Source organism: Roseburia hominis A2-183, assembly GCF_000225345.1.
Taxonomy (GTDB): domain Bacteria; phylum Bacillota; class Clostridia; order Lachnospirales; family Lachnospiraceae; genus Roseburia; species Roseburia hominis.
Genome location: NC_015977.1, coordinates 1,944,227 through 1,965,474, shown reverse-complemented (window position 1 = coordinate 1,965,474; position 21,248 = coordinate 1,944,227). Strand labels below are relative to the sequence as shown.

Genomic DNA, 21,248 nt, shown 5'->3' with positions numbered 1-21,248 from the left:
GATGAACATTCCCAGAATCATGATTGCGGCGGCGGGAAGCGGGAGCGGCAAGACGCTTCTTTCCTGTGCGCTGATGATGCTTTTTTCACAGGAAGGAAAAAGCGTCAGTGCCATCAAGTGCGGGCCGGACTATATCGATCCGATGTTCCATCGGACGGTGCTCGGCGTCCCTTCCCGGAATCTGGACACTTTTTTCACTGGGGAGAGACTGACGAAAAGCCTTTTTGCGCGCGCGGCAGAGGGCGCAGACCTTGCGGTGATGGAGGGCGTGATGGGACTTTACGACGGCCTCGGTGGAATCCGCAAGGAGGGATCGTCCTACCATCTGGCAGAGGTGACGAAGACACCTGTGATTCTGGTGGTGAACGCACATGGAATGGGGCGTTCCATTCTGCCGGTCATAAGGGGCTTTCTGGACTATGACCGGCATCATCTGATCCGGGGCGTGATCTTAAATCAGACATCGGTGACATTCTGTGAGACAATCCGTCCCGAAATAGAGCGCGAGCTGTCGCTGCCAGTGCTGGGGTGTCTGCCGAAGTTAAAGGAACTGCACTGGGACAGCAGACATTTAGGACTTGTGATGCCCGAAGAGATTGCGGATGTGAAAAAGCAGATTCAGACGGTGGCGGATACGCTCGGAAAAACGCTTGACTGCGGGAAGCTTCTTGCGATTGCCGCATCCGCAGAAGCGCTGGAGACAGATCCGGTGCCGAAAAAAAAGATTGCGGATGTAAGAATCGGAATTGCAAGAGACGCGGCGTTTGGTTTTTACTATGAGGACAATCTGCAGCTACTGCGGGAGGCGGGAGCCGAGCTGGTGCCGTTCTCTCCGTTACAGGATGAGAGCCTGCCGGAGGGGATTGCAGGACTGATCTTAGGCGGCGGCTACCCGGAACTGCATGCAAAAGCGCTGTCGAAAAACATCCCAATGCGAAAAGCGGTGCACGACGCGGTGGCGGACGGTCTGCCGACGATCGCGGAGTGTGGCGGATTCCTCTATCTGCATGAGACGCTCTGTGACGATGAGGGAGTGTGCTATCCGATGGCGGGAGTGATTCCGGCGTCGGCTATAAATACCGGGAAACTGGTGCGCTTCGGCTATGTGATGCTTACGGAAAAGGAGGAGAACTTCCTCCCGGCGGGCGCACAGATTGCGGGGCATGAGTTTCACTATTATGACAGCACGGACAACGGCGTGGGTGCGGTGGCCAAAAAGCCGGTAAACGGAAGATCGTGGGAGTGCGTTCATGAGAGTCCGTCGCAATGGATGGGATTCCCGCATCTATATTATTACTCCAATCCGGAATACGCGTACCGTTTCCTGAAAAAGGCGGCGGACAGAATCTACTTGAAAAAATAAACATGCAATGGTAATATGTTTTTAATTTCATAAAAAAGTAACTGGTGCCGGTGCAAAGGTATGTGCAGAAGATGTACAGATGAGCCTTTGTACCGGTTAAAAGGGAAACAGGTGGGAATCCTGTACGATCTCGTCACTGTGATTAGGGAGTGCAGATACGAAAGCTTTACGCCACTGGCGCGCATGCGCCGGGAAGGTAAGTAGCTGCATGAGGATCTATCAGCCAGGAAACCTGCCAGTTATGATAGTACAGGAAGAGATTCCGGATCACGAGTAATTGGTCGTACTTTTGTGTGTTGATCAGCTGCTCCGTTTCTATGTTTCATAGAGCGGAGTTTCTTTCTGTTGTTTTATGGAAAATATACAATCATCAGCAGGAGGAATTATGAAAAAAAAGACACTGGCACTCTTACTAAGCCTGACACTTGCAGCTGGCATGATCGGTGGATGCGGCAGTAAGACAGAGACAACCACAGAGGAGAACGTGCAGACAGCACAGACAGAGGCTGTTGCGGAGACCGGGACAGAGACAGTATCCGATCAGGATGCGGCAGATCATGTTGCTGCGCTGATCGATGCAATCTACGTGCAGGAGCGCACGGATGAGACCGATGCGCAGTGTGCAGAGGCAAGGGCGGCATGGGATGCATTGACTGACGCACAGAAGGAACTTGTCGAAGGTGAGAACGCAGATCCGGATTATTTCGGAAGAGATACCGGAGACGCTTCCAAGGACGATCCGTTAAATGAGGATGAGATCGGTGAGAATGAGATCCTTGTCGTAAGTTTCGGAACATCTTTCAATGACAGCCGTACTGAGGATATCGGAGGCGTGGAAAAAGCAATCGCGGAGGCTTATCCGGACTGGTCGGTAAGAAGAGCGTTTACCGCACAGATTATCATCAATCATGTACAGGCGAGAGACGATGAGAAGATCGACAATGTAGACCAGGCGTTAGACCGCGCGGTGGCAAATGGGGTGAAGAATCTTGTGATTCAGCCGACACATCTGATGCATGGCGCAGAGTATGACGAGCTGATGGAAGCGGTGGAGAAGTACCGCGATCAGTTTACATCCGTTGCAGTTGCAGAACCGCTCCTCGGTGAGGTTGGCACAGATGCAACCGTGATCAATGACGATAAGGAAGCCGTTGCAAAGGCGATCACGGCAGAGGCAGTTGCAGAGGCAGGTTATGACTCCCTGGATGCGGCAGCAGAGGATGGTACCGCATTCGTATTCATGGGACATGGAACCGCTCATACTGCGAAGGTAAGCTACAGCCAGATGGCAAGTGTGATGAAGGACTTAAACTACGCGAATGTCTTCATCGGCACTGTGGAAGGAGAACCGGAAGAGACTGCATGCGAGGCAGTGATCGAGGCAGTCAAAGAAGCCGGCTACACGAAAGTGGTATTAAGACCGCTCATGGTAGTGGCAGGAGATCATGCCAACAATGATATGGCCGGGGATGATGATGATTCCTGGAAGAGCATGTTTGAGGCAGACGGAGCGTTTGAGAGCGTCACATGCCAGATTGCAGGTCTGGGAAGAATCGATACGATCGAGCAGCTGTATGTATCCCATACACAGGATGCGATCGATTCGCTCGGCAGCGTAGATACTGTAGCAGCAGCAACCACAGCAGGAGATCTGGAGGACGGCACGTACAGTGCCGTCTTCGACACTGACAGCAGTATGTTCCATGTCAATGAGGCATGTGCCGGACGCGGCACACTTACCGTCAAGGATGGCAAGATGACCATTCACGTAAGTCTTGTGTCACAGAGTATCGTAAATCTGTATCCGGGAACCGCCGAGGACGCGCAGAAGAGCGGAGCCAAGCTGCTTGAGCCGACGAAGGATACCGTAACCTACAGTGACGGAACATCCGAGGAAGTGTACGGATTCGATATTCCGGTGGAAGCACTGGATCAGGAATTTGATCTGGCAATTATTGGAACCAAGGGTGTGTGGTACGATCACAAGGTGAGTGTATCCGACCCGGTTGCGGAGTAAGAGATGAAGAAGAAAGTAACAGAACTGATCGTATGCCTGCTGTCTGTGATCTGTTTCCTCACAGCGTGCCACACGCCGCAGAGCGAAAAACTGGCGGACGGAACCTATCAGGCGGACGTTACGCTCACCGGCGGCAGCGGCAGGGCGACGGTGGACTCACCGGCGGCGATTACGGTGAAGGACGGCAAAATATATGCCACCATCGTGTGGAGCAGCCCGTATTATGATTACATGATGGTAGAGGATGAGACCTGCTACAACGAGGCAGAGGCAGGAGAGAACTCGACGTTTACGATTCCGATTGAAAAGCTGCCATGTGAGATCTCGGTGATTGCGGATACGACGGCGATGAGCGTGCCGCATGAGATTGAGTACACACTGTCATTTGCGTTAAAAGAGACGGACTTTTCGGAACTGACGAAGACGGGGCAGTGGGATCTCTCTTATGCCACGCAGTATCGTGTGGAACAATACGGGGAGTATGATCTGATTACAATGGCTGATGACAGCCGTTTTTTGCTGGTGCCGGAGAATGTTCCGGTACCGGAACATGTGCCGGAGGATGTGGTTGTGTTAAAACAGCCGCTGGATCACACGTATCTGGTATCCTCATCGGTGATGGATATGATCCGTGAGATCGGAGCGCTTTCTGACATCCGGCTTACAGGAGTAAAGGAGTCGGACTGGTATATAGAGAAAGCTGCGGCTGCGATGGAAGACGGCCGTATGCTGTATGCTGGAAAATACAATGAACCGGACTATGAACTGATTTTAAAGGAAGGGTGCAACTTTGCACTGGAGAACACAATGATCGGACATAATCCGGAGGTAAAAGAAAAGCTGGAGAGCCTTGGCATACCGGTCATGGTGGAACGTTCCAGCTATGAAGAACATCCGCTCGGAAGACTGGAGTGGATCCGGTTATATGGTCTTTTGTATGGAAAAGAACAGGAAGCCGATGCATTTTATGAAGAACAGCTAAAAAAAATAGAACCAATCATGGAAAAGGAAGATACAGGCCGCACGGTGGCCTTTTTTTATATCACGGCGAACGGAGCGGTCAATGTCCGCAAGCCGAATGACTATATTGCGCAGATGATCGGACTCGCCGGCGGCACCTACGTCCTAAACGACCGTCTTTCGGCGGAGGAGAATGCCCTGTCCACGATGAACATGCAGATGGAGGATTTTTATGCGGCAGCGAAGGACGCCGACATCCTCATCTACAACAGTACGATCGAGGGGGAGCTTTACAGTGTCGATGAACTTCTGGCAAAAAGCACGCTGTTTTCTGATTTTAAGGCGGTAAAAGAGGGAAATGTATATTGTACCGGAAGCAATTTCTTTCAGGAATCCACGGGAACCTGTGATTTCATTGAGGATCTGCACAAGGTGCTTGTGGATGAGACAGATGATAATTATCGGTTTTTAAAACACGTGAGGTAAGAATGAAACGATATGTGATAGCCTTTGGCGCGATGATCCTGCTGCTTGGCGGGTTGTTTTTCTTTAATATCGGTTCCGGAAGTGTCAAGATGACGGGAAGTGAGATTGCGGACATTCTGCTGCACCGCTTTGGAGGCACGGCGGATGAGACGGCGCGGCAGATTGTCTGGGAGATCCGCCTGCCCCGGATCTGTGCGGCAGTTATTCTGGGGGGAGCGCTCTCTGTTGCGGGATTTCTGCTGCAGTCATTTTTTCAGAATCCGATTGCGGGACCTTATGTGCTTGGCATCTCATCCGGGGCGAAGCTTGTGGTTGCGCTGACGATGATTGCCCTTTTGGAAATGGGCAGGGCGATCAGTTCGCTCGGCATGATTGTGGCGGCGTTTGCCGGATCGATGCTTGCGATGGGGTTCGTGCTCTTAATTTCCTGCCGGGTAAAAAAAATGTCCATGCTTGTGGTATGCGGCATTATGATCGGCTATATCTGTTCGGCAATCACGGATTTCTGCGTGACGTTTGCGGATGACTCCAACATTGTGAACCTTCACAACTGGTCGATGGGCAGTCTCTCCGGAATGACCTGGTCGAATGTGCGGATGATGACAGCGGTGGTGGCAGTCACGATGGGAGTGACCTTTTTTCTGGCAAAACCGATCGGTGCGTATCAGATGGGCGAGGCGTATGCGAGAAACATGGGCGTTAAGATCCGTCTGCTTCGCGTATTGCTGATTCTGCTGTCGAGTCTGCTGTCTGCCTGCGTGACGGCCTTTGCCGGACCGATCTCCTTTGTGGGAATTGCGGTTCCGCATCTGGTGAAGACGGCGATGAAGACGGCGAAACCGCTTTTGCTGATACCGGGCTGTTTTCTGGGCGGGGCAATTATCACGCTGTTTTGCGACGGCTTTGCGAGGACGGTGTTTGCTCCGACGGAGCTTTCGATCAGTTCGGTGACAGCCGTATTTCTGGTGCCGGTAGTGATTGTGATGATGCTGCGCAGGAATGAGGACAGGTAACGGAGGAACGTGTGATGGAACAGAGGAAAAAAGAGTCTGGAATCAGGCTTGAGGATGTGGCGGCAGGGTACGGCAGAAAAGCTCTGCTTAACCATATTTCGCTGCATGTAAGTCCCGGAAACGTCCTGACGCTGATCGGACCGAACGGTGCAGGCAAATCCACGATATTAAAAACCGTGACCAGACAGCTTGCAGAGCTTGGAGGAACGATCTTTCTGGAGGGGACAGCCATGAGCCGGATGCGGGAAGAGGAAGTCGCGCGGACGCTTGCGATGGTGATGACGGAACGGCTTCATCCGGAGTTTATGACCTGCCGCGAGGTGGTTGCGACCGGCAGGTATCCGTATACCGGAAGGCTCGGGATTCTCTCCGCAGAAGACTGGAAGCTTGTGGATGATGCCATGCAGCTGGTGCATGCCAGGGACACCGCGGACCGGAATTTTTCACAGATCAGCGACGGACAGAGACAGCGGGTGATGTTAGCGCGCGCCATCTGCCAGGAGCCGCGGATTCTGATTCTGGACGAACCGACTTCCTACCTGGACATGCGCTACAAGATCGACATTTTATCCAGTATCCGAAGACTCGCGGCAGAAAGAAATATGGCGGTTGTCATGTCGCTCCACGAACTGGATCTGGCGTTAAAGGTATCGGATGTGATCGCCTGTGTGGAGGGAGACCACATCGGAAAAACCGGGACGCCTGAGGAAGTATTTTCGGGCGATTATATTCAAAAATTATACGGGGTGGATGCAGAGTGTTTTGATCCGCGGACAGGCGCCGTGTATCTGCGTGGAAATAAAAGCCGACCAAAGATCTTTGTGATCGGTGGGGCTGGCAGCGGCATACCGGTCTATCATGCCTTACAGCGGAAAAATGTGCCGTTTGCGGCGGGAATTCTGATGGAAAATGATGTGGAATATCAGGATTCGTGTGCCGCGGCAAGCCGGGTGGTTTCTGTGAAGCCGTTTTTCCCGGTCACAGAGGAGGAGATCGCGGAGGCGAGATCGTGGATTGAGACGTGCGAGACGTGTGTCTGTTGTGCGGAAACCTTTGGACCTTACAACGAAGCGAACCGCGCGCTGCGCGAGTATGCAAAAACACTCGGAAAGCTGATTCCTGCAGAGGTGCTGCATCATTTGGAAGGAACTTGAAATGGCGGTTGACTGCAGGAGACGGCGTGTGAATTTGGAGACAGCAGGTGTGCCGGAACGGTGAATGCATCGGGGAGGGCATGTGCACCGGCGGCAGAGAAAGAGAGGTGCGCGATGGAGCGTGGCATATTGGTCGTGAGCTTTGGAACGACTTATCAGGAGACAAGAGAAAAGAATATCGATCAGATGGTGGCGCTTGTCAGAGAGCAGTATCCGCATGATCTGGTGGAGGAGGCGTATTCCAGCAGCACTGTGAGGAAGGTGTTAAGAGAGCGGGACGGCATCGCGAAAGATGATGTGAGGCAGGCGCTTTGCCGGATGCGCGATGCCGGGGTGCGGCGTGTGATCGTATTTCCGACCCACATCATTGACGGGATTGAGAACCACCGGATGAAGCAGGAGGTAACAGATTGTGCACCGTGGTTTGAGGATGTTCGGATTGCGGATGCGCTGCTTAAGACACCGGAGGATTATCAGAGAACGGCGGAGGCTCTCTGGGAATCGGTGGCGGCGGAGGCGGGATCTTCGCCGGTGATTTTTATGGGTCATGGAAGTGAGCATGCGGCGGATGAGAGCTACGAGCGTCTGGAATGTGTGCTTGCACAGGTGACAGAGAACGACGTCTATGTGGCGACCGTGGAGGGAAGCGTTACGATTGACGATGTGATCGGGAGGATGAGGGCCTCAAGGCATAAGAGCGGACGTGTGCTTGTGGCGCCGTTTATGCTGGTTGCGGGAGATCATGCCAATCATGATATGGCAGGAGAGGAGGATTCCTTTGCTGCCGCACTCCGCGAGGCGGGATATGAACCGGTTTGCCTGTTAAAGGGGATTGGAGAGTATGAGCCGGTGAGAGAGTGCTATTTCAGACATCTGCGGCACTGCATGGGAACCCTCTACGGGATCGGCGTGGGTCCCGGCGATCCGGAGCTGGTGACCGTAAAGGCGCTCCGCTGTATGGAGAAGAGTGATCTTATCGTGCTTCCGGCGGAGGATCCTGTGGGATGCCATGCGTATCAGATCGCAAGGCAGGCATACCCCGGGATTGAGAAAAAGGAACTTGTCTGCCTGCCGTTTCCGATGACAAAGGAGAAAGAAAAGCTGCGCAGGGCACACGAGGAGATTTTTGCGCGGATTGTTTCTTATCTTACCGAAGGAAAGATTGTGGCATTTTTAACGATCGGAGATCCGTCCGTCTATTCCACATACGGTTATATCCACCGCAGGGTCGCGGCGTGGGGCGGGAATGTTAAAATGATAAGCGGCGTGCCGTCCTTTTGCGCGGCTGCGGCGAGTCTTGGAATATCGCTCGGGGATAACCGGGATGAGATCCATGTGATTCCGGGATCGTACGAGGTGGAGGAGACGATGGCGCTTTCCGGCACCCGGGTGTACATGAAATCCGGAAAAAGCCTCGCGCGGCTGAAAGCGCTGTTGGAAGAACAGCAGAAGGAGAAGAAACTGTCCGTCTACTGCGTGGAGAACTGTGGGATGGCGGATGAGCGGATCCGCCTGGGAGCGGAGGCGCTCGAGGAGAACGGAAGCTATCTTACGACGCTTATTGTCAAAGATGAGGGAGAGGTGGTATAATGACAGAGAATTCATATCGCTTTTTTTCCAACCGGGAATGTCAGTATTATCCGTGCCATGAGGGCATTGAGGAGATGAACTGCCTGTTCTGCTATTGTCCGCTCTATGAGAGACGTCATTGTCCGGGAAAGCCAGAGTATATTAAGAGCAGACGGGAGGATGGAAGCGAAGTACAGATCAAGTCCTGCATGAAGTGCACGTTTCCACATCAGGCGGAGAACTATGATGTGATCATGCAGTTTTTGAGGAAGGGAGATAGATAGGATGAAGAGAGTATTTTTGATTGTATTGGACAGCGTGGGGATTGGCGAGATGCCGGATGCTGCAGATTACGGGGATGCGGGAAGCAACACCATCAAAGCCGCTTCCATGAGCCCTTATTTTTCCATGCCGAACATGAGAAAGCTTGGCTTTTTTAATATCGACGGCGTGGAGATCGGGGAAAAGGAGGCAGCTCCTGCCGGAGCGGTTGCCCGCATGACGGAAGTGTCAAAGGGAAAAGATACGACGATCGGCCACTGGGAGATTGCAGGCGTCATCTCACCAAAGCCGCTGCCGACCTACCCGAACGGTTTCCCGCAGGAGATTATTGAGGAATTTTCCAAAAAGACAGGAAGGGGCGTGCTCTGCAACAAGCCGTATTCCGGTACGGATGTTATCCGCGACTATGGGGAGGAGCATCTTAAGACCGGCGATCTGATCGTGTATACATCAGCGGATTCTGTGTTTCAGGTGGCTGCACATGAGGATATTGTTCCGGTGGAGAAGCTGTATGAATACTGCCAGATCGCGCGAGATATGCTGCGCGGAGAGCACGGCGTCGGCCGTGTGATCGCGAGACCGTTCACCGGAACGCCGGGGAACTTTACCCGCACGACCCGCAGACATGATTTTTCCTTACAGCCGCCGAAAGTGACGATGTTAGACCAGCTCTCGGGAGCCGGTTTTGACGTGCTTTCTGTCGGTAAGATCATCGATATTTTCGCGGAGAAGGGCATCACGGAGTATGTCCGCACGACCGGAAATGAGGACGGCATCAACAAGACGCTTGATTATATGAAGAAGGATTTTAACGGACTGTGCTTTACGAATCTGGTGGATTACGACATGCTCTACGGACACCGCAATGATGTCGAGGGCTACGCAAAAGCACTGACGTACTTCGATGAGCGCCTGCCGGAACTTTTAGCAGCGATGGGCGAGGAGGACGTGCTGATGATCACGGCAGATCACGGCTGCGATCCGAGTACACCGTCCACGGATCATTCCAGAGAGTACACGCCGCTTGTGATGTACGGAGCACCGGTGCGGGCAGGGGAGAATTTCGGAACAAGAAAGAGCTTTTCCGACATTGCAGCGACGATTCTGTCCTACTTTGATCTGACCCCGGAGTGCGCGGGCGAGGCAATTCCAGTATTCAAGAAATAGTACAGATCTTTGGAAGAGAAGTTTTTGCATTTTTCATGAAATTATGTTATAGTGCCAACGTATGCAAAGTTTCGGCTTTGCTGCGTTGGCATTTTTGAAGTGATTTGTTTTTTGGAGGATAGATAGTTTGGCTGATTTAAGAAAAGAGATTGAAAAGAGACGTACGTTTGCAATTATTTCCCACCCGGATGCCGGTAAGACGACGCTGACGGAGAAGTTCCTGCTCTATGGAGGAGCAATCAATCTGGCGGGTTCCGTCAAGGGAAAAGCGACGGCGCGTCATGCAGTGTCCGACTGGATGGAGATTGAGAAGGAGAGAGGTATTTCCGTCACGTCATCGGTACTGCAGTTCAATTACGGAGGTTACTGCATCAACATCCTTGATACACCGGGACATCAGGACTTCTCGGAGGATACTTACCGTACCTTGATGGCGGCGGATTCTGCCGTCATGGTAATCGACGGTTCCAAGGGTGTCGAGGCGCAGACCAGAAAGCTGTTCAAGGTCTGTGTGATGCGCCATATTCCGATTTTTACATTCATCAACAAGATGGACCGCGATGCGAACGACACGTTTGATCTTCTTGATGAGATCGAGAAGGAGCTTGGCATTGCGACCTGCCCGATCAACTGGCCGATCGGTTCCGGTAAGAATTTTAAGGGGGTCTATGACCGCAACACAAGAGAGATTATGATGTTTTCCGATACATTAAAGGGAACCAAGGAAGGTACGGAGAAGCATATTTCCGTGGACGATCCGGCGCTGATTGCAGAGATTGGACAGGATGCGTATGATAAGCTGATGGAGGAGATCGAGCTTCTGGACGGAGCGAGCGCGGAGTTTGATCAGGAACTCGTGACGAAGGGAGAACTTTCCCCGGTATTTTTTGGTTCGGCATTGACGAATTTCGGTGTGGAGACCTTTTTGCAGCATTTCTTAAAGATGACTTACTCGCCGCTGCCGCGCAAGGCGGATATCGGAGAAGTTGATCCGTTTGGTGAGAATTTCTCTGCGTTTGTATTCAAGATTCAGGCAAACATGAACAAGGCACACCGTGACCGAATTGCGTTTATGCGCATCTGCTCGGGCAAGTTTACCGCCGGCATGGAAGTGACACACGTGCAGGGCGGCAATAAAAAGATCAAGCTTTCGCAGCCGCAGCAGATGATGGCGCAGGAGCGTCATATCGTGGACGAGGCGTATGCGGGAGACATCATCGGTGTGTTTGATCCGGGTATTTTTTCCATCGGAGATACACTCACCACGGCGAAGCCGTTTAAGTTCGAGGGAATCCCGACGTTCGCACCGGAGCATTTTGCGAGAGTGCGGCAGGTGGATACGATGAAGCGCAAGCAGTTCATGAAGGGCATGCAGCAGATTGCGCAGGAAGGTGCGATCCAGATTTTCCAGGAGTACAATATGGGAATGGAGGAGGTCATCGTCGGCGTGGTCGGTGTACTGCAGTTCGATGTGTTGAAATACCGCCTCGAGAATGAGTACAATGTGGAAATCCGCATGGATACGCTTCCGTATGAGCATATCCGGTGGATTGAGAATGAGGACATCGATATGGATAAGCTGGTCGGAACCTCGGATATGAAGAAGATTCAGGATCTGAAGGGCAGACCGCTGTTACTGTTTGTCAATGCATGGAGTGTCGGCATGGTATTAGACCGGAACGAAGGTCTGGTACTCTCGGAGTTCGGCAGGGAATAGAGCGTGTGTCAGAGCAGCTGCCGGCAGAAAACAGTGCCGGCGGAATGCACAGAAAGGAAGCAGAATATGGCAGTTGTTACAATTACAAATGAAAATTTTGAGGACGAGGTGCTGGCGGCAAAGGTGCCGGTCATTCTGGATTTCTGGGCAGAGTGGTGCGGACCGTGTAAAATGCAGTCGCCGGTATTTGAGGCGCTGTCCGAGGAGCTTGCCGGAAAGGTGAAGTTCGGAAGCGTCAATGTGGACGAGCAGGCGGCGCTTGCGTTAAAGTATCAGGTGATGAGCATTCCGATGCTCGTTGTGATGCAGTACGGCATTTTTAAGAAAAAAGCGATCGGACTGCAGACGAGAGAGGAAATCTTAGATCTGCTTGCATGCTGCGAAGCAGAATAGATAACAAAGCGTTAGAGAAGGGAATTGCCGCAATAAGCATAGAGCTTTTGGGCGATAAGTAATATTATCAGAAGATCACACCGTGGGATTTCAGATGAAAATGCAGATGGAAATTCGGTTCAAAAAATGTGGAATTTCTAACCAGCCGAATGTTTGCATCTTCGATGATCCGTGTCTTTCCAAGTTTGGAGCACTCCGCGGGTCATGTCCGCATCCCGGAAGACAATTTGTAGGACTTTTGTGTGTGTCCCTTATTGGCACCAGACAACAGGTGGCATAAATGCCACCTTTATGTCGAATAAAACATAACCGCGCGAAACCGATGTCTGAGTTGCCATCTGCCCTATTTTCAATAGCAGATGGCAACGAGTTTCGGTTCGCGCGGTTTTATATCGTCTGTGAAGAGGTGCCATTAGGGACACCAGAAAGTCCGCCCATTGTCTCCGGTGTGTCGGACATGCCCCCGTCGGATTGTCCAAACGTGGAAGAGACACGGAATCCGATGCAAACATTCAGCCGGAAGAAATGCTCACATTTTTCTCAAACGAATATTCCATTTGCATTTCCACATGAAATCCCCAAGTGCGTTTCTTATAATATTACTTATCGATGCAAAGCGAGCTATGCTTATTGCGACAGTCCCTTTAACGGTTTTTTACGGTGTAAGCGGCTTTTTCTGAGTGCATTTCCATGAGAAGACGTGGAATCGTCCATCCGGCGTTTGTGGGCGTGAGTACAGCCTTGTAGTCGATGGGGGCGTCGATGCGGCGCAGTTCAAACAGCAGCTTGTCCATCCGGCGCTCGGGCAGCTGGCACATGACGAGCAGACGGTCGCGGGAGACGGCTGCCGGAGTGCTGCCGGCTTCGGGTATGCCGCAGGCAGCGGAAACGGCGGAGGCACCGGCAGGGGCATCTGCGCCTAAAGCAGCCGTGAGGCTGGCGGGGACAGGTGTGCCGGGAGCGGCGGGGATGCCGGCAGGAACCGCCCGGCCGGATGCGATTGCGCCGAGCGTATTGTGGTACATCGAAACGGGAATCTGCTCGCAGTGCAGTTTCAGCCGGGATGCAACCGGTTTTATCTTTTGAAATTCAGCGTCGGTAAGTCCGAAGAACAACAGTTTTTCCATAGATACCTCCAGAAATCAGATCGTAGTTTTGTCAGAGGTCATTATAACACAGATTTGCAGGAATACAACGAAAAGCAATGTGAGAAAATGTCCGGTTTTCCGGTAATTTGTGATTGCGGATATGGGGCGGATATGGTAGTATAAGGCATACCCGTTTTTTGGAGGGGCGTCTTTTTATCAAATCATGCAGGCAGGGAAGTCCTGCTGTGCAATCAGGGCTGCTGGAGCGGTCATCAGGCGGTATCCGCCACGGAATTCATTGAGGTGTTACTTATTTTTCGGGTTTGTGGTTGACATTTTCCCGGAAGTATACTACTATTAGAACAGAAAAACGAACATAAGTTCGCAATTCGTGCGCGGACGGTTCGCATGGAGGAAAGAGAATGGCTAAGGACGATAAACTGACAAGGGATGAGAGACCTACGACAAAGGAAGAGAAGTTAAAAGCGCTTGACGCGGCGATTTCACATATTGAGAAGCAGTACGGCAAGGGATCGGTCATGAAGCTGGGCGATAATTCTGCACACATGAATGTGGAGGCGGTTCCGACCGGATCATTGAGTCTTGATCTGGCGCTTGGAATCGGTGGTCTGCCGAAGGGACGTATCATAGAGATCTACGGACCGGAATCCAGTGGTAAGACGACGGTTGCACTGCATGCGGTGGCAGAGGTACAGAAGAGAGGCGGCATCGCCGGATTTATTGATGCGGAGCATGCGCTTGATCCGGTCTATGCGAAGAATATCGGTGTCGACATCGACAACCTCTACATATCACAGCCGGACTGCGGGGAGCAGGCGCTTGAGATCGCAGAGACGATGGTGCGTTCCGGAGCAGTCGATATTGTGATTGTGGACTCTGTGGCTGCGCTGGTACCGAAGGCGGAGATCGACGGCGATATGGGAGATTCCCATGTGGGACTGCAGGCGCGCCTGATGAGCCAGGCGCTCCGTAAGCTGACATCGATTGTCAGCAAGTCGAACTGTATCGTCATTTTTATCAACCAGCTGCGTGAGAAGATCGGCGTTATGTTCGGTAATCCGGAGACGACGACCGGCGGTCGTGCACTGAAGTTCTATTCTTCGGTGCGTCTGGATGTGCGGAGAGTGGAGGCGTTAAAGCAGGGCGGTGAGGTTGTCGGCAACCATACGCGTGTGAAGATTGTGAAGAACAAGGTGGCACCGCCTTTCAAGGAGGCGGAGTTCGATATTATGTTCGGACAGGGTATTTCCAAGGAAGGAGATATTCTCGATCTGGCGGCGGATGCCGGCATCATCAACAAATCCGGTGCATGGTATGCCTACAACGGCGAGAAGATCGGCCAGGGACGTGAGAATGCCAAGAACTACCTGAAGGAGAATCCGCTGATCTGTGAGGAAGTGGAAGCGAAGGTACGTGCAAAGTACAGCCCTGAGGAAGATGAGGCTGCAGAACAGCCGGATGAGAAGAGTGCGGGAAAGACAACAGGACGTACTCCGGAAGAACTGCCGGCAGAATAAGGATAGGAGTGCAACAGACAGATCATGCAGGAAGTCCAGGTAAAGGAAGTAGCCAGACGTGAGAAGGGACGGGTGTTTTTCCGGTTTGACAACGGAACCGAATTTACACTCTACCGGAGCGAGATCCGGGGACTGCCGCAGGCGGAGAGCATGCTTTTGATGACGGAGGATGCGTATCTGCCGGTATCACTATATGAGAAGATTCTGACGGAGATTGTCGGAAAGAGAGCCAAAAAGCGTGCACTGTTTCTGCTGGAGCGCATGGACCGCACGGAGTCGCAGCTCTGTGAAAAGCTCCGCCAGAACGGTTATCCCGAGGAGTGTGTTGCGGCGGCGGTGGAGTATGTAAAGCAGTATCACTATATCGATGACCTGCGTTATGCGAAGCAGTATATCCGCTATCACCAGCAGAAGAAGAGCAGCCAGCGCTTAAAGATGGACCTCATGAAAAAGGGGGTAGGGCGGGAGCAGATTGAGCAGGCACTCGCGGAGGAGTTTGTGTCGGATGAGCGGGCACAGATTGCGGAGCTTTTAGAGAAGCGGCACTACGATGCGGCGCAGGCAGACCGCAGGGAACAGCAGCGGATGTATCAGTTCCTCATGAGGCGCGGTTTTAAGAGCAGTGATATTCTTGCAGTGATGCGCGAAGAGCATTTTTTCGACGAATTTTAAAATAAATTTCAGTACAATATCTTGTATTTTTGTAAAAATGAAATGCAATATTATGCATATTGTACAGTTATTCACTTGACATAATTCATGAAATAGAATAAAATTTATGTGTTGTAATTTATGACAGATAACGATTATATTTTTATGTTATATGTGTTATATGTACAATGAAAACTTAATAAAGGAGGTGCTCCTGTGGAGACAGTGATTGCTGTTGTTGTTGCTATCGCAGTGACTGCCATCGTGGTCTATTTTGTTACATCTGCTTACCATAAGAAGGTGACGGAAGCCAAGATTGGAAACGCAGAAGAGAAGGCAAGAGAGATTATTGATGAGGCGGTGAAGACAGCGGAGACCAAGAAGCGCGAGGCAATGCTTGAGGCGAAGGAAGAATCCATTCGTGTGAAGAACGATCTGGATAAGGAAGTAAAAGAACGCCGGGCAGAGATTCAGCGCAGCGAGCGTCGTGTTGTACAGAAGGAAGAGAATCTGGACAAGAAGCTTGAGTCAATCGAGAGACGCGAAGCGGGTTTTGCTGCAAAGGAAGAAGAGATCAACAAACAGAAAGCGCAGGTCGCAAAGCTCAATGAAGAGCGGTTACAGGAACTGGAAAGAATCTCCGGATTAACCTCCGAACAGGCAAAGGAATATCTCTTAAAAACCGTTGAAGAAGATGTAAAACTTGATACTGCAAAATTGATCAAAGAAATGGAACACAGAGCCAAGGAAGAGGCGGACAAGAAGGCAAAGGAATATGTGGTAACAGCGATTCAGAAATGTGCGGCTGACCACGTCGCTGAGACAACCATTTCGGTTGTCCAGCTTCCGAATGACGAGATGAAGGGTAGAATTATCGGACGTGAGGGACGTAATATCCGCACGCTCGAGACACTCACCGGTGTGGATCTGATTATCGATGATACACCGGAGGCAGTAATCTTATCTGGATTTGATCCGATCAGAAGGGAAGTTGCCCGCATTGCTTTGGAGAAGCTGATTGTGGACGGACGTATTCATCCGGCCAGAATTGAGGAGATGGTCGAAAAGGCACAGAAGGAAGTCGAGACAATGATCCGTGAAGAAGGTGAGGCTGCAACCTTAGAGGTTGGAGTTCACGGAATTCATCCGGAACTTGTCCGATTGCTCGGCAGAATGAAGTTCCGGACGAGTTATGGACAGAATGCATTGAAGCATTCCATCGAAGTAGCCCAGTTATCCGGATTGCTGGCTGCTGAGATCGGTGTGGATGTCAGAACTGCAAAACGTGCAGGTTTACTGCATGATATCGGAAAATCAGTAGATCATGATATGGAAGGTTCCCATATTCAGATTGGTGTGGATTTGTGTAGAAAGTACAAGGAATCACCGATTATCATCAATGCTGTGGAAGCACATCATGGTGACGTGGAGCCGGAGTCTCTGATTGCATGTATTGTACAGGCGGCTGATACGATCAGTGCGGCAAGACCTGGAGCGAGAAGAGAGACATTAGAGACCTACTCAAACAGATTAAAACAGTTAGAGGATATTTCAAACGGATTTAAGGGCGTAGAGAAGTCATTTGCTATTCAGGCAGGCAGGGAGATTCGAGTTATGGTTGTTCCAGAACAGGTCAGCGATGCAGATATGGTATTGATGGCACGTGATATTTCCAAGAAGATTGAAGCGGAAATGGAATACCCAGGACAGATTAAAGTAAATGTAATTCGTGAATCGAGAGTAACCGACTACGCGAAATAACAAAGAGAGCAGAGAAAAGTTGTCGCATAACCGAGAAATCGTGAAGCGGCAGCTTTTTTCATTTCATAGGAAATACCGTGCCGCCTTCATGTGTGAATGCAGAACCTTCCTATGAAATAAAAAACGCTCCGCGAGGATGCGCAGCTCGCGGTAAGGAAAATATCGCTTTGCAAACCGCTCGCGCGCGGAGAATCTCGCAAGCGAGATTCTTTTTCATAGGAAATACCGTGTGATGTTAAAGCGTGGAAGATGTTTCCTGTAGGGCAAAATGCTTCGCGGAGGCCGCATTGCGGCGAAGGCGGGGATGTTATATCAGATGCAGAATAGAAAGGATGGGTAATATGGATCAGCAGGTAAAGAGAGTCAAGAGAGAACTAATAAAACATGGTGCAATTCTGGATATGTATGAGGATACCATGGAACTTCCGGATGGAAAGCAGGAGACATGGGACTTTATCTCACACCGCAAGGGAGCGGCGGCCGTTGTGCCGGTGCGCGGGGATGGAAAGATCCTGATGGTAAAGCAGTACCGGAATGCGATCGACCGCATGACTCTGGAGATTCCGGCAGGTTCGCGCGACAGCGTGACGGAGGATACCAGGGTATGTGCAGCAAGGGAACTGGAGGAGGAGACCGGCTATTGCAGCGACGATCTGACCAGAATCTTATCTCTTAAGACGACAGTCGCATTCTGTGACGAGTTTATTGATGTCTATCTGGCAAAAAATTTAAAGCCCGGACATCAGCATCTCGATGAGGGGGAATTTATTGATGTTGCCGCCTACGGGGTGGATGAATTGTGCGATATGATCTATGCGGGAACCATCCAGGATGCCAAAACGGTTGCCGGAATTTTAGCATATAAGAATCTGCTGAATCAGGACTAGGAGATCCGCATAAATATAATACAGAAAAGATATGAGCGGAGTGCAATGTTTGAAGCGGGAAGGATGTATTGTGATGCTGGCATTTCTGGGCGGAATTGTTCTGACCAATCTGCTTGGCGCAAATCGGCAGATACATGGACAACTGCTGAATCAGACATTTCTGCAACAGTATGCTTATCAAAAAGTGGATGGGAATCAGCTGTTTGGTCATGTGGTTATGGTGCGCATGCAGATGCTGGTTCTCATCTTTTTGCTTGGAAGAGCGGTTGACGGAAAGGTGTTTTCCGTGCTGGCAAAGAGCATGCTCTCAGCAGGATTCGGATTCTTGCTTGTTGTCGGAATTATGGAATACGGAGGATATGGCTGCCTGATCATTCTTGCCGGATTGCTGCCGCAGTGGATTTTTTATACGGCGGCGCTGCTTTTCTATGCGAACAGTAAGAAAAGACAGAGCAGAATCGTGGGATGGAACAGCTGGCAGGATCGGACGCGGCAGCTGGCGGAAGCGGGGCTTGTGACAGGCTGTGTGTTATTGGGAACGTTTGTGGAGAGCTTTGTCAATCCGGCAGTATTCGCCTGGGTTTTAAAAATTTTTTGCTAAAATTTTTAAAATGATTACAATATATGGTACGGAGAAAATAAGGGAAACGAGATGTTGTAGTTTCGCTCTAAATGCCCGAATTATAAGGGAAAAATGCGATTGCTTTTCGGTTTGGTTCTGATTATAATGAATGATGTACCGCGTTTGCGGTACATTTTTCGACAGAGAAGAAAGCCGCATACAGCGGAGCAATGCAGTGAACAAATGAGTGGCGGGGCAGGTAAACGTTATGACGCAGGACATACAGAATTTCATTCAATATTTACATCAGGAGAAGAATACCTCAGAGAACACGGAGGTTTCTTATGCGCGTGATTTGAAGAAAATGAATCAGTATCTTCTGGCACAGGGAATCTGCGATGTGAATGAGGTGACGGCTACAAGTCTGACATCCTACGTCATCTATCTGGAAAAGGAAGGAAGAAAGCCTGCGACGATCTCGCGAAGCATTGCGTCCATGAAGGCGTTCTATCATTATATGGAGAAGGAGCGGAGACTGGCAGTAGATCCGTCCGAGCGTTTAAAGGCGCCGCGGATTGAGAAGAAAATGCCGACAGTATTGACGACGGAAGAGGTGACGCGCCTTTTGGAACAGCCGGGAGGTACATCGCCGAAGGAACTGCGGGATAAAGCCATGCTGGAGTTATTGTATGCGACAGGCATCCGTGTGTCCGAGCTGATTTCACTGAGGGTGTCGGATGTGAATCTGCGGATGGAGTATCTGACCTGCTCGGATGGACATAAGGAACGGATCATTCCGTTTGGAATGATTGCGCGCAAGGCGCTGGAAGCTTATCTTGCAGAGGGCAGGCCGAAGCTTATATCAGATGAGAAGGAAGACCGCCTGTTTACGAACTGTTCCGGGCAGCCGATGAGCCGCCAGGGATTCTGGAAGCTGATGAAGGGCTACGGCAAAAAGGCGGGAATAGAAGCGGAGATTACGCCGCATATGTTGAGACATTCCTTTGCGGCGCATATGGTCGGCAACGGGGCGGACTTAAAATCGGTGCAGGAGATGCTGGGACATTCGGATATTTCCACAACGCAGATATATGCGCAGGCGAAAGATCTGCAGATGCGGGAGGTTTATCTGAAGGCGCATCCGCGCGGATAAGAAGACGGGATATAAAAGAGAATATATAATAGAAAAAGAATATAAAAAAGAAGATAGAAAAGAACATAAAAAGAGGTGCAGCCACATGGTTTGTGTGGTTGCACCTCTTTTGTTTCATAGGAAATACCGTGATACATTCATGTGTGAAAGTAGAACCTTCCTATGAAATAAAAAACGCTCCGCGAGGATGCGCAGCTCGCGGTAAGGAACATATCGCTTTGCGAACCGCTCGCGCGCGGAGAATCCCGCAAGCGAGATTCTTTTTCAGAACGTGCGTTAGCGGCACATATCTGCAATGGTATAGATCAGATCTCTGGAATCCTCCCAGCCAAGGCACGGGTCGGTGATGGATTTGCCATAGATGTGATCGCCGATTTTCTGGTTGCCTTCCTCGATATAGCTCTCGATCATAACACCTTTTACCATGTGTTCGATATCGGAGGAAACCTGTCTGTTGTGCATGACTTCCTTTACGATGCGGATCTGCTCCTTGAATTTCTTGCCGGAATTGGAGTGGTTGACATCGACCACAGCAGCCGGATTGACGAGATCCATTTCCTGGTACATCTCGCAGAGGCGGATCAGATCTTCGTAGTGGTAATTCTGTGTGGTGTTGCCGTGCTTGCTGACCGCGCCGCGAAGCACAACGTGTGTGAGCGGGTTGCCGGTTGTCTCGACTTCATAGCCGCGGTATACGAAGTGGTGTGGGTGCTGTGCGGCGTAGACGGAATTGAGCATGACGGAAAAGTCGCCGCTGGTCGGGTTCTTCATGCCGGAAGCCACATCAAAACCGCTCACGGTGAGACGGTGCTGCTGATCCTCGACGGAACGCGCGCCGATGGCGACATAGGACAACAGGTCTTCCACATAGCCCCAGTTCTCCGGGTAGAGCATCTCGTCGGCGCAGGTAAGACCGCTTTCCTCGATCGCGCGAATGTGCATTTTGCGCATGGCGATCAGTCCCTCAATCATGTCCGGCGCTTTTTCCGGATCCGGCTGTGAGGCAATACCCTTATAACCTTCGCCTGTGGTGCGTGGTTTGTTGGTGTAGACACGCGGAATCAGAATCAGCTTGTCCGCAACATCCTCCTGAATGGAAGTGAGGCGGCTGACATAATCACAGACGGAATCTTCGTTGTCCGCGGAGCAAGGTCCGATGATGACGAGAAAACGGGAATCTGCTCCGGTAATGACGGCGCTGATCGCAGCATCACGCTCTTTTTTTAACGCTTTCAGCTTGTCGGAAAGCGGATAGTTCTGTTTGATTTCGGCCGGTGACGGCAGTTCGTTTAAAAATGTAAAACTCATATGACATTGTGTGGATAAGGAAAAAGACACCGCACACTCCTTTCTGTTTGAATCGTAATTATCTTAGCTGATATTACAATAGATGTCAAATATTTGCATATTTATTCAGAATGGAGTAAACTGTAAAAAAAGCCGTACATGGAAGTGGTCCGGATGAAAAAATGCAGGTATGGAAAGGG

General features: G+C 50.9%; 18 protein-coding genes and 1 riboswitch. Of the genes, 16 read left to right on the top strand and 2 right to left on the bottom strand.

From position 1 onward, the window contains the following. The first annotated feature begins 1 nt into the window (after position 1). The 10 genes from RHOM_RS08805 (at position 2) to trxA (ending at position 12,121) form a co-directional block, all read left to right on the top strand. The gene (locus tag RHOM_RS08805) at positions 2 to 1,363 is read left to right on the top strand and encodes a cobyrinate a,c-diamide synthase (RefSeq protein WP_014079949.1); all 1,362 of its coding nucleotides are present in this window, start codon (positions 2 to 4) and stop codon (positions 1,361 to 1,363) included. A 25-nt stretch (positions 1,364 to 1,388) separates the two neighbouring features. Further along, a riboswitch (cobalamin riboswitch) is annotated at positions 1,389 to 1,617 on the top strand. 131 nt (positions 1,618 to 1,748) lie between these two features. After that, complete coding sequence (locus tag RHOM_RS08800) at positions 1,749 to 3,380, top strand: sirohydrochlorin cobaltochelatase (RefSeq protein ID WP_014079948.1); 1,632 nt, start codon at positions 1,749 to 1,751, stop codon at positions 3,378 to 3,380. A gap of 3 nt (positions 3,381 to 3,383) precedes the next feature. Further along, positions 3,384 to 4,826 (top strand): ABC transporter substrate-binding protein, encoded by a 1,443-nt coding sequence (locus RHOM_RS08795; protein WP_014079947.1) that lies wholly within the window; start codon positions 3,384 to 3,386, stop codon positions 4,824 to 4,826. 2 nt (positions 4,827 to 4,828) lie between these two features. Further along, entirely contained in the window at positions 4,829 to 5,839 is a 1,011-nt protein-coding gene (locus RHOM_RS08790; protein ID WP_014079946.1) for a FecCD family ABC transporter permease, read from the top strand. A gap of 14 nt (positions 5,840 to 5,853) precedes the next feature. Beyond that, positions 5,854 to 6,993, top strand: coding sequence for an ABC transporter ATP-binding protein (locus RHOM_RS08785; RefSeq protein WP_014079945.1), 1,140 nt, complete (start codon positions 5,854 to 5,856; stop codon positions 6,991 to 6,993). A gap of 114 nt (positions 6,994 to 7,107) precedes the next feature. Next, on the top strand, positions 7,108 to 8,583 hold the full coding sequence (gene cobI / locus RHOM_RS16525; RefSeq protein ID WP_143761694.1) for a precorrin-2 C(20)-methyltransferase: 1,476 nt from the start codon (positions 7,108 to 7,110) through the stop codon (positions 8,581 to 8,583). Beyond that, a complete protein-coding gene (locus RHOM_RS08775; RefSeq protein ID WP_014079943.1) occupies positions 8,583 to 8,846 on the top strand; it encodes a cysteine-rich small domain-containing protein in 264 nt (87 codons plus the stop codon). The genes cobI and RHOM_RS08775 overlap by 1 nt, the downstream gene beginning before the upstream one ends. Before the next feature lies 1 nt (position 8,847). Further along, the gene (locus RHOM_RS08770) at positions 8,848 to 10,011 is read left to right on the top strand and encodes a phosphopentomutase (protein WP_014079942.1); all 1,164 of its coding nucleotides are present in this window, start codon (positions 8,848 to 8,850) and stop codon (positions 10,009 to 10,011) included. A 127-nt stretch (positions 10,012 to 10,138) separates the two neighbouring features. Beyond that, a complete protein-coding gene (locus RHOM_RS08765) occupies positions 10,139 to 11,728 on the top strand; it encodes a peptide chain release factor 3 (RefSeq protein ID WP_014079941.1) in 1,590 nt (529 codons plus the stop codon). A gap of 66 nt (positions 11,729 to 11,794) precedes the next feature. After that, complete coding sequence (gene trxA, locus RHOM_RS08760) at positions 11,795 to 12,121, top strand: thioredoxin (RefSeq protein WP_044024942.1); 327 nt, start codon at positions 11,795 to 11,797, stop codon at positions 12,119 to 12,121. A 644-nt stretch (positions 12,122 to 12,765) separates the two neighbouring features. Here trxA and RHOM_RS16945 read toward each other — a convergent pair. Further along, entirely contained in the window at positions 12,766 to 13,248 is a 483-nt protein-coding gene (locus RHOM_RS16945; protein ID WP_081467975.1) for a DUF3783 domain-containing protein, read from the bottom strand. Between the two features lie 383 nt (positions 13,249 to 13,631). On the opposite strand from RHOM_RS16945, the gene recA reads away from it, so the two are divergent. The 6 genes from recA (at position 13,632) to xerD (ending at position 19,761) form a co-directional block, all read left to right on the top strand. Further along, complete coding sequence (gene recA / locus RHOM_RS08750; protein WP_014079938.1) at positions 13,632 to 14,747, top strand: recombinase RecA; 1,116 nt, start codon at positions 13,632 to 13,634, stop codon at positions 14,745 to 14,747. A gap of 24 nt (positions 14,748 to 14,771) precedes the next feature. Further along, positions 14,772 to 15,419: a regulatory protein RecX gene (locus RHOM_RS08745; protein ID WP_014079937.1), complete on the top strand. Its 648-nt coding sequence runs from the start codon at positions 14,772 to 14,774 to the stop codon at positions 15,417 to 15,419. 195 nt (positions 15,420 to 15,614) lie between these two features. After that, positions 15,615 to 17,159: a ribonuclease Y gene (gene rny, locus RHOM_RS08740; RefSeq protein WP_014079936.1), complete on the top strand. Its 1,545-nt coding sequence runs from the start codon at positions 15,615 to 15,617 to the stop codon at positions 17,157 to 17,159. A 341-nt stretch (positions 17,160 to 17,500) separates the two neighbouring features. Further along, positions 17,501 to 18,046 carry an NUDIX hydrolase gene (locus tag RHOM_RS08735; RefSeq protein ID WP_014079935.1) on the top strand — a complete coding sequence of 182 codons (546 nt, stop codon included), beginning with the start codon at positions 17,501 to 17,503 and terminating at the stop codon, positions 18,044 to 18,046. Positions 18,047 to 18,095: 49 nt separating this feature from the next. Beyond that, entirely contained in the window at positions 18,096 to 18,647 is a 552-nt protein-coding gene (locus RHOM_RS08730) for a hypothetical protein (protein WP_143761692.1), read from the top strand. A gap of 229 nt (positions 18,648 to 18,876) precedes the next feature. After that, positions 18,877 to 19,761, top strand: coding sequence for a site-specific tyrosine recombinase XerD (gene xerD / locus RHOM_RS08725; RefSeq protein ID WP_014079933.1), 885 nt, complete (start codon positions 18,877 to 18,879; stop codon positions 19,759 to 19,761). Between the two features lie 276 nt (positions 19,762 to 20,037). On the opposite strand, the gene RHOM_RS08720 is transcribed toward xerD, so the two are convergent. Next, positions 20,038 to 21,069, bottom strand: coding sequence for a 3-deoxy-7-phosphoheptulonate synthase (locus RHOM_RS08720; protein ID WP_014079932.1), 1,032 nt, complete (start codon positions 21,067 to 21,069; stop codon positions 20,038 to 20,040). Positions 21,070 to 21,248: the final 179 nt, after the last annotated feature.